The following is a 16,971-nucleotide window of genomic DNA, read 5'->3' on the forward strand; positions in this document are numbered from 1 at the left end:
ATTTTCGTTTTTTCGTCTCTGGATGTGATGGTGACCATTCTAGATCGACTGCCTGATCGCTCCGGGCTGGACCGTCTCTGGTCGATTCTGCCACAGGCCCGTCTGGTCGGTGGTTCTGTTCGCGATCTGCTGCTCGGCGGGCAGGATGTGCATGACCTCGATCTTGCAACGCCTGAGCCCCCCGAGGAGGTTCAGGCGCAATTGCAGGCGGCGGGAATCAAAACCATTCCCACAGGCCTCACTCATGGCACGATTACCGCTCTCATTGATCATGTGCCTTACGAGATCACGACTCTGCGTCGTGATGTCAGCACTGACGGGCGTCATGCCGAAGTGGCCTGGACCACCGATTGGCGCGAAGATGCGGCAAGGCGTGATTTCACGATCAATGCCCTGTTCTGCGACCGGAATGGTACAATTCATGATTTCTTTGATGGACAGCAGGATCTGGCCGCACATCGCCTGCGCTTTGTAGGTGATGCGGGACAACGTATCGAAGAGGATGCACTGCGTATCCTGCGCTTTTTCCGTTTTGATGCGCGTTTCGGCAGTGAAACGCCGGATGAAACCGCGATTGCTGCCATTCGCACGAGAGCGGCTCTGGTTGAGGGACTTTCCGCGGAGAGACTGGCGAGCGAAATGCTGCGTATCCTCGTCGGGCCGAATCTCATGCGTACACTCCTGCATATGGAAGGCGCCGGTATTCTTGCCTGTGTCATCCCGTCGTACCGCCTCGACAGACTTTCTCGTGCCCTTGAAAATGATCTGCCCGAAGACCCTGTATTGCGCCTTGGAGTGTTGAGCGACACATCCGGTCTGGGCAGGAAGCTGCGTCTGTCAGCCAGAAAAAGTGAGCGGCTTGAGCGTATGCATGCGAGGAACGGCCTGATTTCCTGTGACGGGGACAGCGATAATGCATCGGATCGGCTCAGGATTTCACCCGATTTATCGCAAGATGCCTTGCGTCAGCTTCTTTCCTTTCATTCCCGGGAAAGCCTGAACGATTGGAGCTGGGTTGTTCAGGCTGAGTCGAAGGCAGATGACGGGAGAGACTGGAATGGTCTCAGAACGCGTCTGGCGACAATGGAAGTGCCTGTGTTTCCGCTGGCAGGGCGTGATGTCGTGGCGCTTGGCGTTCCCGCCGGCAAGGCGGTTGGTGTCTTGATGAATGAAGTAACGCGCTGGTGGCGCGCCAATGGCTGTCTGCCTGATCGTGAAGCCTGTCTGAGCGAACTCAAAAGATCTCTGCCTCTTTCCCCTCGGGGTCTTGGGGGGTAAACGGCAGGAATGAAAATACCGCAGCAGGCAAACCAGCTCCCTTTGCGCCGCATCGACCTCAGGGAGCTCAGGGGCGCCAGATGCTATGGCGTATCTGGCGTGAGGAAGTGCGCCAACATGTCGGTCGGCTGGCCGGTGTCGTGGTACTGACCGTTCTTACTGCGGGACTGACGGCGCTCTATCCGCTGGTTATCAAGCGGGCTGTAGATATGTTTGCGGTCCATGATCCGCGTATTCTGTATCAGGTTCCGGCTCTTGTGGTTCTGGTGACCGGCCTCAAAGCTGCCTCGCAATACGGCCAGACGCTTTCTGTACAGGGGCTTGTTCTGGTCGTCATCCGCGGCCTTCAGTCACGCATGTTCTCGCATGCGCTTGCTGCTGATATTGCACGTATTGAGCGGGAGGCCCCTGCGCAGTGGGCTGCGCGCTTTACGACTGACGCAGTCTCGATCCGTGAGGCTATGATCCGTGCGGTCAACGCACTGGGCGATGTGGTAACGGTTATCGGGCTTGTGGCCTCGATGATCTACACTGACTGGGAGCTCAGTCTGATCGCACTGGTGCTTTATCCGGTTGCTGCAGTGCCGATCCAGAAACTCGGAAAGCGCGTGCGTCGTGCGTCTGGCGGTATGCAGGAGCAGATCGGCGAGACGGCAACACTGCTCAATGAGAGCTTCGCTCTGGCGCGTCAGGTGCGCGTCTATCGCATGGAAGGCAGCGAAACGACGCGTATCGATCGTTCACTTGATCTCCTGCATAACGCGTTCTGGCGGATTTCACGTGGTCGCGCCCGTGTCGATCCCGTCCTTGAGGTGCTGGGAGGCACGGCAATTGCTGCTGTTCTTGCTTTGCCGGATGGCGTGCGGCCATGGGGGGCGCCACGCTTGGTGATTTCACAGCGTTTATTGCGGCTCTCTTCGCGGCGTCGCGTCCTCTGCGCTCGCTCGGTTCGCTCAATGCGGCTCTTCAGGAAGGGCTTGGCGGCCTTGAGCGCGTCTTTTCCGTGATTGATGAGCCACCTGCAGTCGCTGAACGTCCTGCTGCCCGGGCGCTTCCGCCTGGTCATGGTCGTCTTGTTTTCGAGGACGCGCATTTTGCCTATCCTGATGGGCGTATCGGGTTGAACGGGCTGAGCTTTGATGTACGCCCGGGCTGGACTGTGGCTCTTGTCGGGCCTTCCGGTGCAGGTAAATCAACGGCTCTGTCTCTTATTCCGCGTCTCCATGATATCAGTGAGGGGGCTATTCTGCTTGATGGCGTCGATCTGCGTGATCTGCGGCTTGCAGATCTGCGTGATGCCATTGCCTATGTCAGCCAGGATACGACTCTTTTTGACATGTCGGTGCTGGAAAATATCCGTATCGGTCGTCCGAATGCGAGCCGGGCAGAAGTCGAGGCTGCAGCGCTCGCCGCCGCCGTTGATTTTGCCGATACCCTGCCACAGGGGCTCGATACACGGGTAGGACCGGGAGGGCAGCGCCTCTCCGGAGGACAGCGTCAGCGTGTGGCGCTGGCTCGGGCCCTGCTTCGTGATCCACGTCTTTTGCTTCTTGATGAGGCGACGAGCGCGCTCGATTCAGAGAGCGAGGCGAAAGTGCAGCATACGCTTGCCGAGCTGAGGCGAGACCGCACTACTGTCATCGTGGCGCATCGTCTCTCAACGGTTAAAAGTGCCGATCTGATTATTGTCATGAGTGAGGGCAGAGCGGTCGAACTCGGCACCCATGCCGAGCTTTACGCCCAGGGCGGCCTTTATGCCCGCCTTGTACGCAACCAGTCTCTTGATCTTGTGGATGTGCCTAACGAGGATCTGGAAAATGCGCCTTTATAGGGCAGGTGCCAGAGCTGTGAGAACGGGTAGAAGCTTTTCGTAGAGCGGGCGTTTGAAGCCCAGATTGAAACGTGTCACATCCTGTGGTGCCACCCATTCCCACTGATCGAATTCTGCTGGCTCGGAACCGTCTCCCATCAGATTGATCGCGCTGTCTGCTTCCGTCATCCGCATGGCGAACCAGCGCTGCGTTTGGCCACGGTACTGGCCATGCAAGGCCTTGCCGATCAGGTGGGGAGGCAGATCATAGGACAGCCAGCCGGGAAAACTGCCAAGCAGGGTCGCCTGGCGCAAACCGGTTTCTTCACGCAGCTCCCTGACAGCTGCTTCTTCCGGTGTTTCGTTATCGTCTATGCCGCCTTGTGGGCATTGCCACACATTGTGCAGATCAGTGCGTCGGGCGAGAAAGAGCGCACCCGCGCGATTGAAAAGCATGATTCCGACATTGGGACGATAGGGAAGGGTTTCAGGATCAATCATCGTGTCAGGCTCAGAAGAAACCGACCCCACTGAGGGGCCGGAAAGGAACAGGATCAGTGCTTCGGAGCAGATGCCGGAGGTGTGGCCGGTACCGGTTTCTGGTCTTTTTTATCCGCAGGCTTGTCGGAGGCCGGCTGACCGAGTGGCAAAGCTTCGTCAGGGAGCGAGGCCATGGCCCGTACAACACGAAGTCCCTGCTGAAGCTGGAAATCCGTTGCCGGTTTGGAGAGTTCGAAACGCGGCCAGTTTTCCGGCGGCGCATTGGGGATGCTGGTTGAAATCGAGGGCAGATCGGTGCGTACCGGCGCCTTGTTCTTGTTGCCGCCGGTATTGGTGATGATATGGGCAAGATCGGCTTCACGATAGCCATAGCCATCATCGTCTTTGCTCTCCTTGACCAGAATATCGGGAGCAATACCGAGTGCCTGGATCGAACGTCCCGACGGCGTGTAATAGCGTGCCGTTGTCAGGCGCACTGCACCATGACCCGGTACCGGGATGAGTGACTGTACCGAGCCTTTGCCAAAGGATTTTTCACCCAGCAATACGGCACGGCGATGATCCTGCAACGCACCAGCCACAATCTCTGAGGCCGAAGCCGAACCGCCATCGATCAGGACCACGATGGGCAGCTTGCCCGTAATGTCAGTCCCCTTGGCATCCCAACGACGGTTATTCTCGGCGTGACGGCCACGGATCGAAACGATCTCGCCTTCGGGGATGAAATCATCACTGACCGAAATGGCCTGGTCGAGTTTGCCGCCCGGATTCAGACGCAGGTCAAGTACAAGACCCTGAAGCTTTCCGCCTGATTTGGCCTTGAGCTTGTCAAAGGCTTCATGCATCGCGGTTTCGGTGTCGTCATCGAACTCGGAAATGCGGATATAGCCAATATTGCCATAGAGCGCTGATCGCACAACCTGAACGTGGATGACTTCACGCGTCATGGTGATCTTGAGCGGCTTGGGCTCTTTCGCACGGATGATCGTCAGTGTGATCTTGGTACCCGGATCACCGCGCATCCTGGTCACAGCCTGATCAAGGGTCATGCCTTCAAGGGACTTGCCATCGACTTCGGTGATGTAATCACCCGGTTTGAGGCCGGCACGCGAGGCAGGGGTCCCATCAATGGGCGAGACCACACGGATATGGCCATTCTGCTGCTGGACCTGAACGCCCAGACCGCCGAATTTGCCGCTGATCTGGATCTGCATCTCCTTGAACTGCTTTTCGTTCATATAGGAGCTGTGCGGATCGAGACCACCAACCATGCCGTCGAGTGCGTTGTTGATCAGGTCCTTGTCGCTGACCGGCTCCACATATTCGGCACGTACCAGATCGAGCACCGTGCCGAACAGGGTCAGCAGGCGCAGGGTCTCGCTATGGTTATCGGGATCAGCCGTAACTTCTTTTGCGAAGGCCTTGCTGCTGATCATCTGCAAGGCTTGGTGCCATCATGCTTCCAGTCTTGGACCGGCGGTGATTCCGGCCAGGAATGCCGTTCCGAGCAGCAGACCAGTGCGGAGCTTCATGCAATTCATCCCTTGAATCCGGCCCTGAGCCGATCCTGTTAGCGTCTTGTTTGACGGCAGGATCCGGAAGCCCGGAGCCTGAACCGATCTGATACGGGAAAACTATAGCCGTGTTGAAGCACTCTGTCGAAACAACGCGGAATCGCCAAGTGGGATCCTGCAATTCGTCAGGCATTACCGGTACGTGTCGACCTTAAAGATAGGGGCGCGGATCGATAATCGCACTGCCTGAGCGCAGCTGTACAAAAAGTCTTCCTCCGGAGGCTCCCATGTTTCCCAGGGAGGCACTCTTTCCCACGCTTTGTCCGCTCGATACGGCGAGCTGGCCGATACCGGAAAGGACAAAACGGTAATGCCTTCCGCAATCGAGAATGATCATATTGCCGAACGAGCGGAAAGGGCCGGCAAAATCGACCTGACCGGCGCAGGGCGCGCTGACCGGTCCGGCTCCCCGCGCTTCGAAGGTCACGCCGGTCGCAGGGCCGCTCTCGGTATCCTGATGCCAGGTGGTCACAATGGTGCCGGAAACAGGCCCGTGTCCGCCACCATGGCTGATTCCCTTCCCGGATGAGCTGCTCAGACGTTTTGCCTGATTGCTGACAGCCTCAGCTTTCTCTTTCTGGTTCTGACGCGCAAGGCTCTTGCCTCTTCTTCCATACGTGCGCGCAAACGGGCCTGCGTCTTGTCCAGTGCGGACAGGGCGTCATCGAGCGTGGCTGCTTTCACTGTGGCGGAGGCGATTTCGGCACGGGCCTGCTTCAGTCGGGCTTCGGCTTCTTCCTGATGTCGGGTCGCATCGTCCTTTTTGCGTGCATTGATGTCGCGCAGCCGTGCCTGCATCTTCCGTGCCTTTTCGAGGGCGTCATTGCGTTCGCTGAGCTCGTGTGCCGTCTGATCCAGCAGGATCTGCTGACCGTGTAAATCCTCGGCCTGCCGGGTTGTCAGGCGCGTAAGACCAGCAATCAGACTCAGGCCCTGCACCGATTTTTCTGCCTGTCCTGACAGAGCGATGAAGGACGTGCTGGGATAGTGCGCCAGACGCAGGGCAACGGAAGAATCGCCTGAAGACTGGCGCGTCTCCTTGCAAGTGCTGCGCGCTGTCTGCTCTGCAGGTCGGTAAGCCGGGCAATTTCCTGGGTTAGGGCATCAATCTGTTTTTCTGTTGCGGCGAGCTCTTCTGCTGCCTGATCTGTGAGAGCGGAGAAATGCCGTGCGCGGTCTGCCTGAAGTGCCGCTTCCTGGGCGGCTTTCACCTGGGCCTTGCGCTGGGTTTCTATCTGTGCCGCTTGGCCGGCCTTGCGTGAAAGCAGGGCCTCGCGATCACGCTTGGTCTTTTCGAGCGCCTTCTGGCTGGCGCTCGATACCGGATGGCGGGAGGGGGAGGCCGCGGCAGGAACCGGGATTTCCCCCATAAGGCAGATTCCGAGGATAAGGCTGCCGGTCATTACCGGTTTGATGACCGGCATGCGTGGTCAGCCGGTGATCAGGCTTTTGCCGGTCATGTCAGCCGGTTGTTCCAGCTTCATCAGGGCAAGGAGAGTCGGGGCCAGATCAGCCAGGCGTCCATCATGGATCGCGGTGACATTGCGTCCCCCATGCAGCAGCACAGGCACGCGATTGAGTGTGTGAGCCGTATGTACGCCGCCTGTCACCGGATCGCGCATTGTTTCGCAATTGCCATGATCGGCGGTGACGACCAGCGCGCCACCCATTTTGTCGATGGCGGCGACGATACGTCCGAGGCCGGTATCGACAGCTTCGCAAGCCTTAATGGCAGCAGAAAGAACGCCTGTATGGCCCACCATGTCAGGATTGGCGTAGTTCAGCACGATGAGATCGAATTTGCCGCTTTCGATCGCCTTGACTGCATAGTCGGTCAGTTCAGGAGCAGACATTTCAGGTTGCAGATCATAGGTCGCCACCTTGGGAGAGGGCACAAGAATACGTTCTTCGCCGGTCAGAACCGCTTCGCGCCCACCATTGAGAAAATAGGTAACGTGCGGATATTTTTCGGTTTCGGCCATGCGCAGCTGGGCCCGTCCCGCCTGTGACACGACATCACCCAGCAGATTTTCCATCGACTGCTTGGGGAACATCACGCTCATGAAAGGTGCCAGCGCCGAACTATAGGCCGTCATGCCGCAGACGGCGGCAAATGTGACGGTTTTCGATCGTGCAAATCCCTGGAAATCCGGGAAGAGCATTGCATCAAGCAACTCACGGATACGATCGGCGCGGAAATTGGCAGAAAGAATGCCGTCGCCATCCTTCATTCCGGTGTAATCGCCGATGACGGTTGGAATGACAAACTCGTCCGTCACGCCCTTGTCCTGACTGGCAGGCAGAACAGACAGCGCGTTGGCTGCATGTTCACCCTTGGCTGAAACGATCACGTCATAGGCGAGGCTGACGCGTTCCCAGCGATTATCGCGATCCATGGCGTAGTAACGTCCGCTGACAGTCGCGATGGTTGCGCCTTTTGGCAGTTCAGCAGCAAGGGCGCGTATATAGCCATCGCCTGAATCCGGTGCCGTATCGCGTCCGTCCGAGAAGACATGCAATGCGACCGGAACGCCGGCGGCTGCGACGATCTTGGCCAGGGCGGCGATGTGGTCCATGTGGGCATGAACACCTCCCGACGAGACGAGCCCCATGAGATGACAGGTGCCACCTGTGGTTTTCAGCCTGTCGATAAGGGCGCAGAGCGCCGGATTCTGCGCCAGGGATCCGTCGCGCGCGGCGCGGGTAATGCGGGGCAGATCCTGCATGACCACGCGCCCGGCCCCGATATTGAGATGGCCGACTTCCGAGTTGCCCATCTGTCCTTCTGGCAGACCCACATCTTCACCGCAGGCCCTGAGATAGGCGTGGGGCGAACTGGCCCAAAGACGATCGAAATTCGGCGTGTTGGCGAGGGCAACGGCGTTGTCTTCGTGCGTTGCGCTGTCACCGAACCCGTCGAGAATGACGAGCATGACTGGGCGGGGTGTGCCGGAATGCGATGCGGACATGAAAGATCTCCTGCAATGTCGCAGCTATCATGACGCATTTTGCAGCGTATGCGAACACTCTGCCACAAAGCAGAATGACTTTCCTGATGATGTCTCTGACGAGTGCTTCTTGCCTTGTCAAACGGCTGGAACTGAACCGCAAGCCGTCTGACGCGCTGGAAAAAACAGATTGAATCGCCATATCGGGCATAGCTGAAACAACGCTCCCGTCACCCAACCCGAAAAAGGATCATTTCATGAGCGACGACATTCAGATGCCAAGCTGTGGCCTGCCTCTGACGCCAGAACAGCATCGCGTGTTGCGTGAACATGCTACGGAGCGCCCAGGCTCAAGCCCCCTCAATGATGAAAAACGTGAGGGCGTCTATTATTGTGCCGGCTGTAACTCGCCCCTGTTCGACTCGTCTGCGAAATATGAGAGTGGCAGTGGCTGGCCCTCCTTTTTTCAGCCGCGCGAGGGCATGACCGAGACTGCGGTCGACAAGACCCATGGCATGACTCGCATCGAGGTACACTGCGCCCAATGCAAGGGACATCTGGGTCATGTCTTTCCGGACGGGCCGAAACCAACCGGATTGCGTTTCTGCATGAATGGTGTGGCGCTTCGTTTCGAACCAAGCTGACAGCGCAACGATTTATCGTTAAGGATCGCGCTATGACAGCCCTTCCTCCCTCTCTGGTCGTGCTCGACCATCCGCTCGTTCAGCACAAGCTGACCCGTCTGCGTCAGGCCAAGACCTCGACAGCAGGCTTCCGGCGTCTCACGCGTGAGCTGAGTCTACTCATGTGTTATGAGGCAACGCGCGACCTCAGCACGGAGCCGGTCGAGATCGAAACGCCGCTCGAGCGTATGGAGGGGCGCCAGCTCTCTGGCAAGAAGCTGTGTTTCGTATCGATCCTGCGTGCAGGAAACGGCATTCTTGATGGCATGCTCGACCTGATTCCGGCCGCGCGCGTCGGTCATGTAGGCCTTTATCGTGACCACGATACGCTTGAAGCGATTGAATATTACATGAAGCTTCCGGAGGATGTGGCCGAGCGTGACTGCATTGTGGTCGACCCTATGCTGGCAACCGGCCACAGTGCTGCTGCCGCAATCGATCGCATCAAGCCAGTGGTGTACGCAAGATCATCTTTGTCTGCCTACTTGCCGCTCCCGAAGGCGTAGCCTGCCTGGCCGAGCGTCACCCTGATGTGAGGGTGGTCACCTGTGCCGTTGATCGTGGACTGGACGAGAAAGGCTATATCCGCCCGGGTCTGGGTGATGCAGGCGATCGCCTGTTTGGGACACGCTGATCAATGACCGGTGAAGATATCGATGAATGGCTCGACAGCTGGGTAGAAAACCATCATCTGAGCTGGGGCTCACCCAGACAGGCTGCGCAGTCATGTCTTGCCGAAGCAGCCAGAGCCGGTATTTCCGAACGTGATCTGAATGCGGCAACAGGTGGCGATCTGATTGCCTATCTTGAGGAAGAAGCAGCCGCGATTGCCGAGGCCTCGGGCGCGGCTCCCGCAGATTTCTGAACTCTGCGGGTTACCCCTCATCTGCCGGCAAAGGGAAAGCGCGCCTTTTTTCTCCGTTCCTGAACTGGAGGTCAGAAGGGCAGGGCTCTTGTGGGGCCGGGGCAAAGCCCCGGAGGCACCCTGTTATTTCGGTGCCGGTCCCTTGATAATCTGTGCCATGTCGGCCGGACGGACCCAGCGATGGAATGCGTCCTGTACCTGTTTGGCGCTCATACCATAAACAGCCTTGGCGCGTTCATCCGGCTCCGTAAGGGGCAGGCCGAGGCCGATCAGTGACAGATACTGGCCGGCAATGCCGCCAAAGCTGGCCCGCTCCATCGGTATGGCGCGTAGTATGGACCCCTTGGCATTAAGCAGCTCGTCATCCGAAACGGGACCGGATTGCATGGAAGCCACGTTACGCAACGCGGCATCATGAGCCTTGGCTGTTTTGTCAGGGTCAGAGCCATAGGTGATCATAAAGGCGCCACGATTGGCAGACCAGGCAAAATCCGAACCTGTGGTATAGACCATGCCGCTGCGTACACGCAGATCCTGCATCAGCCGCGATGCAAAACCCGAGCCAAGCACTTCATTGCCGACTTCCAGTGCATAACGATCGGGGTTTTTCACGCCACTGGCCACAGTCTGGGCGAGGTAGACTGTATCCTGCACACGGCCGGGGTCGTCGACGACTGTCTCAGACCGCTTGCTTTGCGGGCGTGCAGGCAGATCAACCACGGGTTTGGGGCCATTTGCCGTCCAGCTGCCAAAAGCGGCTTCGACAGAAGCCCTGGCTTTTTCCGGTGTGATGTCGCCAATTACCACGATGGTCGTCAGATCAGGACGATAGGCCGATTTGTAGAAACTCTGCACATCGGCAAGAGAGACAGTCGATAATGTCTGGGGCGTGGTTTCACGTAGGGACGGATCGTTAGCCGGAGCAAGCGCTTTGGTGACGGCACGCTGAAAGCGATAGCCGGGAGATTGAAGGATTCCTGCCTGGCTTGCGATGGCCTGTTGTTTGAGAATGGTGAAAGCCTGTGCCGGGAAGGCGGGATGCAACTCGTTTTCGGCGAGCAGGGCAAGCGTCTTGTCAAAATTGGCGCTCAGAGTGCTGAGCGAGAACGATATGCCGCCATGAGCATCAGAAGCGAGCTCATCAAGTGCCGCTGCAAAGGCGAGACGGTTATGAGATGTGCTGCCAAAGAGGAAAAGGTCGCTCGTCAGATCGGCGACACCTTCCTTGCCTTTGGGTTGTTGCAGATAGTTGTTGTGACGAATGGCGCCATAGAGCCGGATTGTGTGGCTGACATGCTCTGGTTGCACCAGCAGGGTGATGCCATTCCCGAGTGTAAAGTATGCCGGTTGCGAGAGAGGTTCTGGCTTGGGCAGATCGGCCAGAGCAGTGGCAGCCCATTCGGGCAGAACAATATTCTTGCTGGGTGGCGGCAGGAGGGACTCAGGTCCCTTGTTGCCACCGATATCGGGCGACTTGCCTCCGGACGGCGTCAGGATGCCGGTAACAGCGTGAGCGGGATCGAGCAGACGCGCCGCCAGTGCATTAACCTGCTCCGGCGTAACATTGCGATAGGCCTTCACCAGATCAGCGGGTGAATCGACGCCGCTATAGGCAAGCGCATCGGCCCAGCTCTGTGTAAGGTCCGTGATACCATTGGCGTTGAACTCAAGGGCTGCAATCTCCTTGCGTTTCGCTGCTTCGACCAGATCGGCAGGAACACCTTTCTGGCGAATGGTGTCGAGGATGGTGCGGATCTCGCCGAGCAGAGCGCTGGGATCCTGGCCTTTGGGGAAGGCAGCCAGAGCGTTGCCAACACCAGCCTGTACACGGGCATTATAGGAAAACTCGGTTGCGAGCGCTTTTCCCTGCGGGACAAGGGCGAAAAGGGCACCGCGTTGGCTGGCCAGTACATCGGAAAGTATCTGGGCAGCAGCATAATCAGGGCTTTGTGACCCAGGCATCCGATAGGCGATGCTCAGAATGCCCGTTGCATAATCGCTGTCGATTTTGATTGTCTGGGCTTTGACAGGAGCGGGCTTGATAACCGGGCGTGCGGGGAGCTTACCAGCGGGGATCGCGCCGAACTGGCTGCGTACCTTGTCGAGGGTGGTCGCGGGATCGACATCGCCGACAATGAGCAGAATGGCGTTATTGGCTGGTACCAGCTGTCATAAAAGCTGCGTAGGAGCCTGGCATCCGTCTTGTCGAAAGATTCACGTGTACCAAGCGCATCATGTTCGTAAGAGGTTCCGGCAAACAGGGCGCGGTTCTGGGCGATCAGGTAGCGTTCGAACGGCATCGAAACGTCCCGGGCAACTTCCTGCTCGATAGCCCCGCGTTCATGTGTCCAGTCAGCGTCGGTCAACAGGATATTACGCATCCTGTCAGCTTCGATTTTCAGCAGAAGATCGAGATAATGCGCAGGCGCCTGGAAGTAGAACTGGGTCGTATCTTCTGTTGTGAAGGCGTTGCTGACATTGCCGATACGCGCGCTGACGGTCGAAAGCTGGTCGCGGCTCAGTGCCTTGGATCCGTTGAACATCATATGCTCAAGCGCATGGGCTGTTCCGGGGAAGCCCTCCGGTGCTGCTGCTGAACCGGTGAGATAAATGACCTGCGTCTGTACAACAGGCGCAAGACGATCGGGCACGATGACCACGCGCAACCCGTTGGGCAATGTGGATTTCACAGCACTTTCCATGGCCGTGGCGGCATGGGGGGCGGGAGTATCAGGCGCTGCCATGGCGGAAAGGGAGAGCGCAGGCGCGATAAGTAGACTCGACGCCAGAAGCATTTTTCGCAGATGGGGCAGCATGGCCATAATAAACTCCTGAATGCAGGAAACACGATAGAAAGAAGTCAGCGTAACAGCTTGTCACAGCCTGTCCATTCCACTCCCTCTCAGCGGGGTGGTTCGATAGGCCAGTCCTGGGCAGCCAGACGGGGCGGAATCAGATAATAAAACAGGATGGCGAGGAGAAGTGATGCAGGTGCCAGGAACCAGCGCCACCACAGTTCCGTATCCATGATGACAGAGGTGGCTGCCTGCATTCCCATGATCATGCCAGCGATATTGAGCGCCATGATCACACCCGGACGGTTGAGTTTCGGTACCAGAAATGCAAGCGTCGGCAGGCAGCTGGCGCCGACCAGAAAAGCTCCGCAGGACCATCCGCCTGCAAGGGCAGAACTGAAAGCAAGACGGTGGTCAAGCCATGTAACGATGGCGATCAGCGTTCCTGCGATTAGGCCGGATTGAAGTGCGCGTTGCAGATGAAGGCGATAGGCCATCCGGGCAAAAACCCGTTTTTTGCCACATGGTCCGAGTGTCAGCAGAAAAGGCCAGTCTCCGCGCTGGGTCATCCAGGCCGAGAGACCGATACCAACCAGAAAAAGCGACTGACGTGCCAGTTCGGGCAGGCGGTGGCGTGTGGTCAGAAGTGATGGCGCGACGCCGTCTGTCGCCCACATGATCACCTGTGAGATACAGGCAAAGAACAGCGTTGCACCAATAACGAGCATGGCGACAGCGATTGGACTTCCGGTGTGCACAGGGTCAGCAAGAGGTAATCTGACGAGCCACGACGGGCGCCAGAGAAGTACAGCCCCGAGATGCCTGACAGGCGCGGATGATGGCTGGAAACCGGATGAAGCGCGTTGCGCCCTCTCTGTAGCGGGCGAGTATTTCGGGACGCGAAGAAAATACAGTGTCAGGCCGAAACAGAAAATGATGATTGCCAGGGCAATGAACCAGGGAGCGGAGAAAAGATAATTCTGCATTCTGGGTACAAGAAGAATGAAAAAACAGAGTGTATTGATCATGCCTTGCGGCGTTGCCAGGTTCCGCAGCCTGTTGACGGAGGCCGTTTCGCGGGGGGCAGACCACAGCACCAGGCTTATGGTTTCAAGCGAAAGGCTGTTGAGCAGTGGTGCATTCGTCATCAGGGGAGGAATGGCAAGGAGCAGAATCAGGATAATGGCGACGACATGAATGGCGAGATATTCAGCGCGTTGCTGACGCGGCAGAAAATAGGCCGTGAGAAGTCGCACTTGCCGCCAGTAATGCAGGCTGATGGCGGAAAAGCCGCTATAGAGAAGAAACCACCAGAAGGATGCCAGAACTGGCGGAATTGCATAATGTCCATCATGCCAGAACTGGCCATGGCGCAGGATACAGGCTAGAGAAAAGCAGAAGATCCCGTACAGAATTGCGAGAAAAGCCATTGGATTTTCTCGCGTGAAAACAGGCGAGATATACAGCCGCACGGCACGCCGGCAATCTGTGACTACTTGGCGGGAGCCCGAATTTCCGAAGGTGTTCATCGGGTCAATGCCAGAAAATACGCTTCCATATCGCCGGACAGAACGGGCAGATCCAGCGTATCAAGCTCGGGCCTCCAGCCGCTTACCCAGACACTGCCATCGGGTTGATCTGAGATGATCCTCAGGCCGAGATGCGTATCAGGCCAGACTGCGAGACGACGTATCTCACGTGTAAAGACATCGGCAGCCAGATCGCCAATTAGCCGCCCTTTCTGAAGAAAGAGGAAGCGATCGCAGATCCGTTCCAGATCGGAAATAATATGCGAGGAAATCAGAGCCGTGGTCTCTCGGCGTTGTACATGGCGCGAAAGCAGATCGATAAAATCACGTCTCGCTGCAGGATCGAGGCTGGCGACAGGTTCGTCGAGGATAATCAGATCCGGTGAGAAACGAAGGGCCAGAACAATGGCCAGACGTTGTCGTTCTCCACCTGACAGCGTTGAGATGCGCGCTTTCGGATCCAGCGCGGCCCAGTCAGCCCATATCCGGTCTTCCTGATCTTCTTTGCTGTTTCGAAAAGACGCAAGATAATCCTTGAGTTCCTGCACGCGGAACCAGGTAAGTCCGGTCATGGTCTGTGGAACGAAACCGATACGCAGGCGCATTGAGTCACTCAGGGCATCGGCTTTTTCGCCCCAGATTTGTACAGAACCTGAATCCGGTGTCAGAAGCCCCAGAAGACATCCGATCAGTGTCGTCTTGCCCGCACCATTGGGGCCAAGCAGAGCATTAATGCTTCCCGGGCGTAGAAAGACAGTGATGTCGTCAAGAATTTTTTTGCTATCACAGGTCTTGCAAACACCCGATAAAGAGACCGGAAAGGACATGCGATAAACCCTTGATAAGGCGAAGAATCATTCTGATTTCTTTTAGTTTACTGAAAAAATATACTATTGTCTTTTTTGTTTCGTCAAGAATACGATTGTTGTTCTGGTGGACAGTGCCGCACTCTTCTGTTTGGTGGAGCAGATATGACGCGTCGGAGTGTCATATCCGGAGCATGAAGAAAAAAGATGCGGCTTGGCAAAGAGCAGGTTAAATCAGCCTCATGTCCACATTCGTCGAACGCATCAATCAGGCCGATCTCTGGCTGCTCGATAAGATATTCCAGCCTGTCTCGGACAGATTACCCGAGAAACTGCCCTCAGCCGAACTCGGTATGAGTCTGCAACTCGGAGCTATCATTTTCTTCCTGGCGGCAATCGTCATTCTGTCTTTTTGCGGCTATGCATCTCTTGGAGCTTCCGTGTTCAATATTCTGAACTGGATACTCTTCGTGACATTCTATCTGGGTATCATGAGAATGCGCGTTCTGGTGAAGCCGGGACAGGCCAATCCCTTACGTTCGCTCCTGCTTGGTATGCGCCCGCTGAACGTTGCTTTCTTGATCTATTCGCTGTGGAGAGGGGTAACCGGTAGCGGCCCCCTGATGCTCGTTGATCTGTTTATGATCGTGTCAAATCTGATTTTCGCAATAGGTCTATATTTTGTTTCCTGCCAGCCTCGTCCACCCGTAAGGCGCAGAAGTCAGAGCCGTGTGGAATTGCGGCCAATCATGGGCGGGATAAAAGACTAGGATCCGGGAAAACGGTGTCGTGAATATTTAAGTTGTGCGGTAACTCATACGAGTTTTCCGGGCTCTGAACAGGGCGCGTTCAGAAAGCAGAGATTCAAACCGTACAGTAGCATGCGTCATGGAAATTGCCGGGCAGGCAATGGAACTGGTTTTATTCTCTGCCCGGCTCTTTTGAGTGAGACTTGCAAGAAAGTCTCACTCATTGATCTATCAATGATAGTGCAGGAAACGTGCACAGTCATCGAGTACATCGAAGGCAATGATCGCGTCATTGGCAGGATCGTGACGATCGAGTTTCAGATGAGCCTCTCCTGCCGTCCATCTGCACGTATCTGATTCGAGCGAAGACCAGCCACAGCCACGTTGATGCTCAAGATGGCTCTTTTGTGTGACGGATGAGGAAGACTCATAGATAGTGATTTCACCTATGAGCAGGCCCAGTTTGCGACGATCTTCAATATGAACGCCTATCGCATCGTAAGGGCGTGCAATTTCCGAAACAATTTTTACAGCATTGACGTGCGCAGGTACGACAAAGCTGGCTTTTTGACCAGTTGCGGATCGGAAAGGCAATTCCTGACCGTCATCACTGAAAACCCTGAAGGAGAGGGGAGCGCCTGTCTGAGATGCAGCTGGACAGGACTGCAGATCAAGTCTGTTGCGTACACTCTCGATTTTTGCTGGATCGGTGCAAAGAGGTATTTGTCTGGCCGGTCCAATGGCTGAAAAATTCTCGTTCTGCTGCGTTACAGTGTTTCTGAAAACACTTTGAGAATTGTGATTGATAAGGCTTTCTACACGTAAACCATTAGCTTCAATGACATGATGGTCGTGAAGATCGATATGGTAATAGGAATAGGATCTTACCTCTTTATCAAAATAGATCTTGGCACCGTCGACGAGGCTTCTGGCCATGAAAAGAGTGCCATCAATGTCAATTGCGTGATCAGGGGTTACGCGCAGATCGTCGTTCGGCTTATTTTCTCCGAAAGCATTCTTGCGAATGACGACCGGATACCCGGCGCGATCCGGGAAGGGATCGTTTGATACATGGCAGATGCCAGTCGAGAGTGCTTTGATTGGGCGCCATTTGACGGTCGATCCAAGAAACACTCCGATTTTATCGTCGAGGCGAAGTGATTCCACTGCGCAATAGCCGCGTTCCGTCAGTATCATGGCACCTGCGAGGAAGCAGGGCATATTGAAATGCGCATTGGGGTCGTAAAATCCGGGACTGGTTACGCCTCCCGAAATGCGGTCATAGGAGATGCTCTCAGTACCTGCCGCATTTTCCAGTTTGAGACTTGTGCTGGCGCCCCCGAAAGACGGGAAGGCGGTTGATCCGGGTACGGCACCTGACTGGTTGGACCAGATCACCTGAGATGGATCACCAATCTTGTCATTGCTGACGA

The 16,971-nt window shown here is 56.4% G+C and carries 12 protein-coding genes and 4 pseudogenes; 6 read left to right on the forward strand and 10 right to left on the reverse strand.

The window, feature by feature from the left end; translation table 11 throughout:
- The first annotated feature begins 27 nt into the window (after positions 1–27).
- Both JCM25354_RS06870 and JCM25354_RS17275 read left to right on the forward strand, forming a co-directional pair.
- Positions 28–1,278, forward strand: a complete 1,251-nt coding sequence (locus JCM25354_RS06870; RefSeq protein ID WP_035446952.1) for a CCA tRNA nucleotidyltransferase — start codon at positions 28–30, stop codon at positions 1,276–1,278.
- 80 nt (positions 1,279–1,358) lie between these two features.
- Positions 1,359–3,109: pseudogene (locus JCM25354_RS17275) on the forward strand (ABC transporter ATP-binding protein).
- Here the strand turns inward: JCM25354_RS17275 and JCM25354_RS06880 are convergent.
- The 6 genes and pseudogenes from JCM25354_RS06880 to gpmI form a co-directional block, all read right to left on the reverse strand.
- Positions 3,104–3,589: an RNA pyrophosphohydrolase gene (locus JCM25354_RS06880; RefSeq protein ID WP_025885461.1), complete on the reverse strand. Its 486-nt coding sequence runs from the start codon at positions 3,587–3,589 to the stop codon at positions 3,104–3,106. The pseudogene JCM25354_RS17275 and the gene JCM25354_RS06880 sit on opposite strands and share 6 nt — an antisense overlap.
- Before the next feature lie 53 nt (positions 3,590–3,642).
- Positions 3,643–5,121: pseudogene (locus tag JCM25354_RS17280) on the reverse strand (S41 family peptidase).
- Positions 5,122–5,314: 193 nt separating this feature from the next.
- Complete coding sequence (locus tag JCM25354_RS06890) at positions 5,315–5,635, reverse strand: murein hydrolase activator EnvC family protein (protein ID WP_025885462.1); 321 nt, start codon at positions 5,633–5,635, stop codon at positions 5,315–5,317.
- A 62-nt stretch (positions 5,636–5,697) separates the two neighbouring features.
- The gene (locus tag JCM25354_RS06895) at positions 5,698–6,102 is read right to left on the reverse strand and encodes a hypothetical protein (RefSeq protein ID WP_025885463.1); all 405 of its coding nucleotides are present in this window, start codon (positions 6,100–6,102) and stop codon (positions 5,698–5,700) included.
- Positions 6,090–6,587, reverse strand: a complete 498-nt coding sequence (locus tag JCM25354_RS06900) for a hypothetical protein (RefSeq protein ID WP_025885464.1) — start codon at positions 6,585–6,587, stop codon at positions 6,090–6,092. The genes JCM25354_RS06895 and JCM25354_RS06900 overlap by 13 nt, the downstream gene beginning before the upstream one ends.
- A 6-nt stretch (positions 6,588–6,593) precedes the next feature.
- Positions 6,594–8,132 carry a 2,3-bisphosphoglycerate-independent phosphoglycerate mutase gene (gene gpmI, locus JCM25354_RS06905; RefSeq protein ID WP_025885465.1) on the reverse strand — a complete coding sequence of 513 codons (1,539 nt, stop codon included), beginning with the start codon at positions 8,130–8,132 and terminating at the stop codon, positions 6,594–6,596.
- Between the two features lie 236 nt (positions 8,133–8,368).
- Between gpmI and msrB the strand changes: the two genes are divergently transcribed.
- From msrB to JCM25354_RS06925, 3 genes and pseudogenes are all read left to right on the forward strand, one after another.
- A complete protein-coding gene (msrB, locus tag JCM25354_RS06915; RefSeq protein WP_025885466.1) occupies positions 8,369–8,755 on the forward strand; it encodes a peptide-methionine (R)-S-oxide reductase MsrB in 387 nt (128 codons plus the stop codon).
- A 32-nt stretch (positions 8,756–8,787) separates the two neighbouring features.
- Positions 8,788–9,428: pseudogene (upp, locus tag JCM25354_RS17285) on the forward strand (uracil phosphoribosyltransferase).
- A gap of 3 nt (positions 9,429–9,431) precedes the next feature.
- Positions 9,432–9,659 (forward strand): hypothetical protein, encoded by a 228-nt coding sequence (locus tag JCM25354_RS06925; protein ID WP_025885467.1) that lies wholly within the window; start codon positions 9,432–9,434, stop codon positions 9,657–9,659.
- A 123-nt stretch (positions 9,660–9,782) separates the two neighbouring features.
- Here JCM25354_RS06925 and JCM25354_RS22335 read toward each other — a convergent pair.
- The 3 genes and pseudogenes from JCM25354_RS22335 to JCM25354_RS06940 form a co-directional block, all read right to left on the reverse strand.
- Positions 9,783–12,481 (reverse strand): annotated as a pseudogene (locus tag JCM25354_RS22335) (M16 family metallopeptidase).
- 80 nt (positions 12,482–12,561) lie between these two features.
- Complete coding sequence (locus JCM25354_RS06935; protein WP_025885468.1) at positions 12,562–13,884, reverse strand: hypothetical protein; 1,323 nt, start codon at positions 13,882–13,884, stop codon at positions 12,562–12,564.
- A gap of 95 nt (positions 13,885–13,979) precedes the next feature.
- Positions 13,980–14,810: an ABC transporter ATP-binding protein gene (locus JCM25354_RS06940; protein WP_025885469.1), complete on the reverse strand. Its 831-nt coding sequence runs from the start codon at positions 14,808–14,810 to the stop codon at positions 13,980–13,982.
- A 221-nt stretch (positions 14,811–15,031) separates the two neighbouring features.
- Here JCM25354_RS06940 and JCM25354_RS06945 point away from each other — a divergent pair, with 221 nt between their 5' ends.
- Positions 15,032–15,559, forward strand: coding sequence for a hypothetical protein (locus tag JCM25354_RS06945; protein ID WP_035446909.1), 528 nt, complete (start codon positions 15,032–15,034; stop codon positions 15,557–15,559).
- A 210-nt stretch (positions 15,560–15,769) separates the two neighbouring features.
- Here the strand turns inward: JCM25354_RS06945 and JCM25354_RS06950 are convergent.
- On the reverse strand, positions 15,770–16,971 hold a 1,202-nt coding region (locus JCM25354_RS06950; RefSeq protein ID WP_025885471.1), incomplete at its 5' end, for a Hint domain-containing protein.

Source organism: Asaia prunellae JCM 25354, assembly GCF_000613885.1.
Taxonomy (GTDB): domain Bacteria; phylum Pseudomonadota; class Alphaproteobacteria; order Acetobacterales; family Acetobacteraceae; genus Asaia; species Asaia prunellae.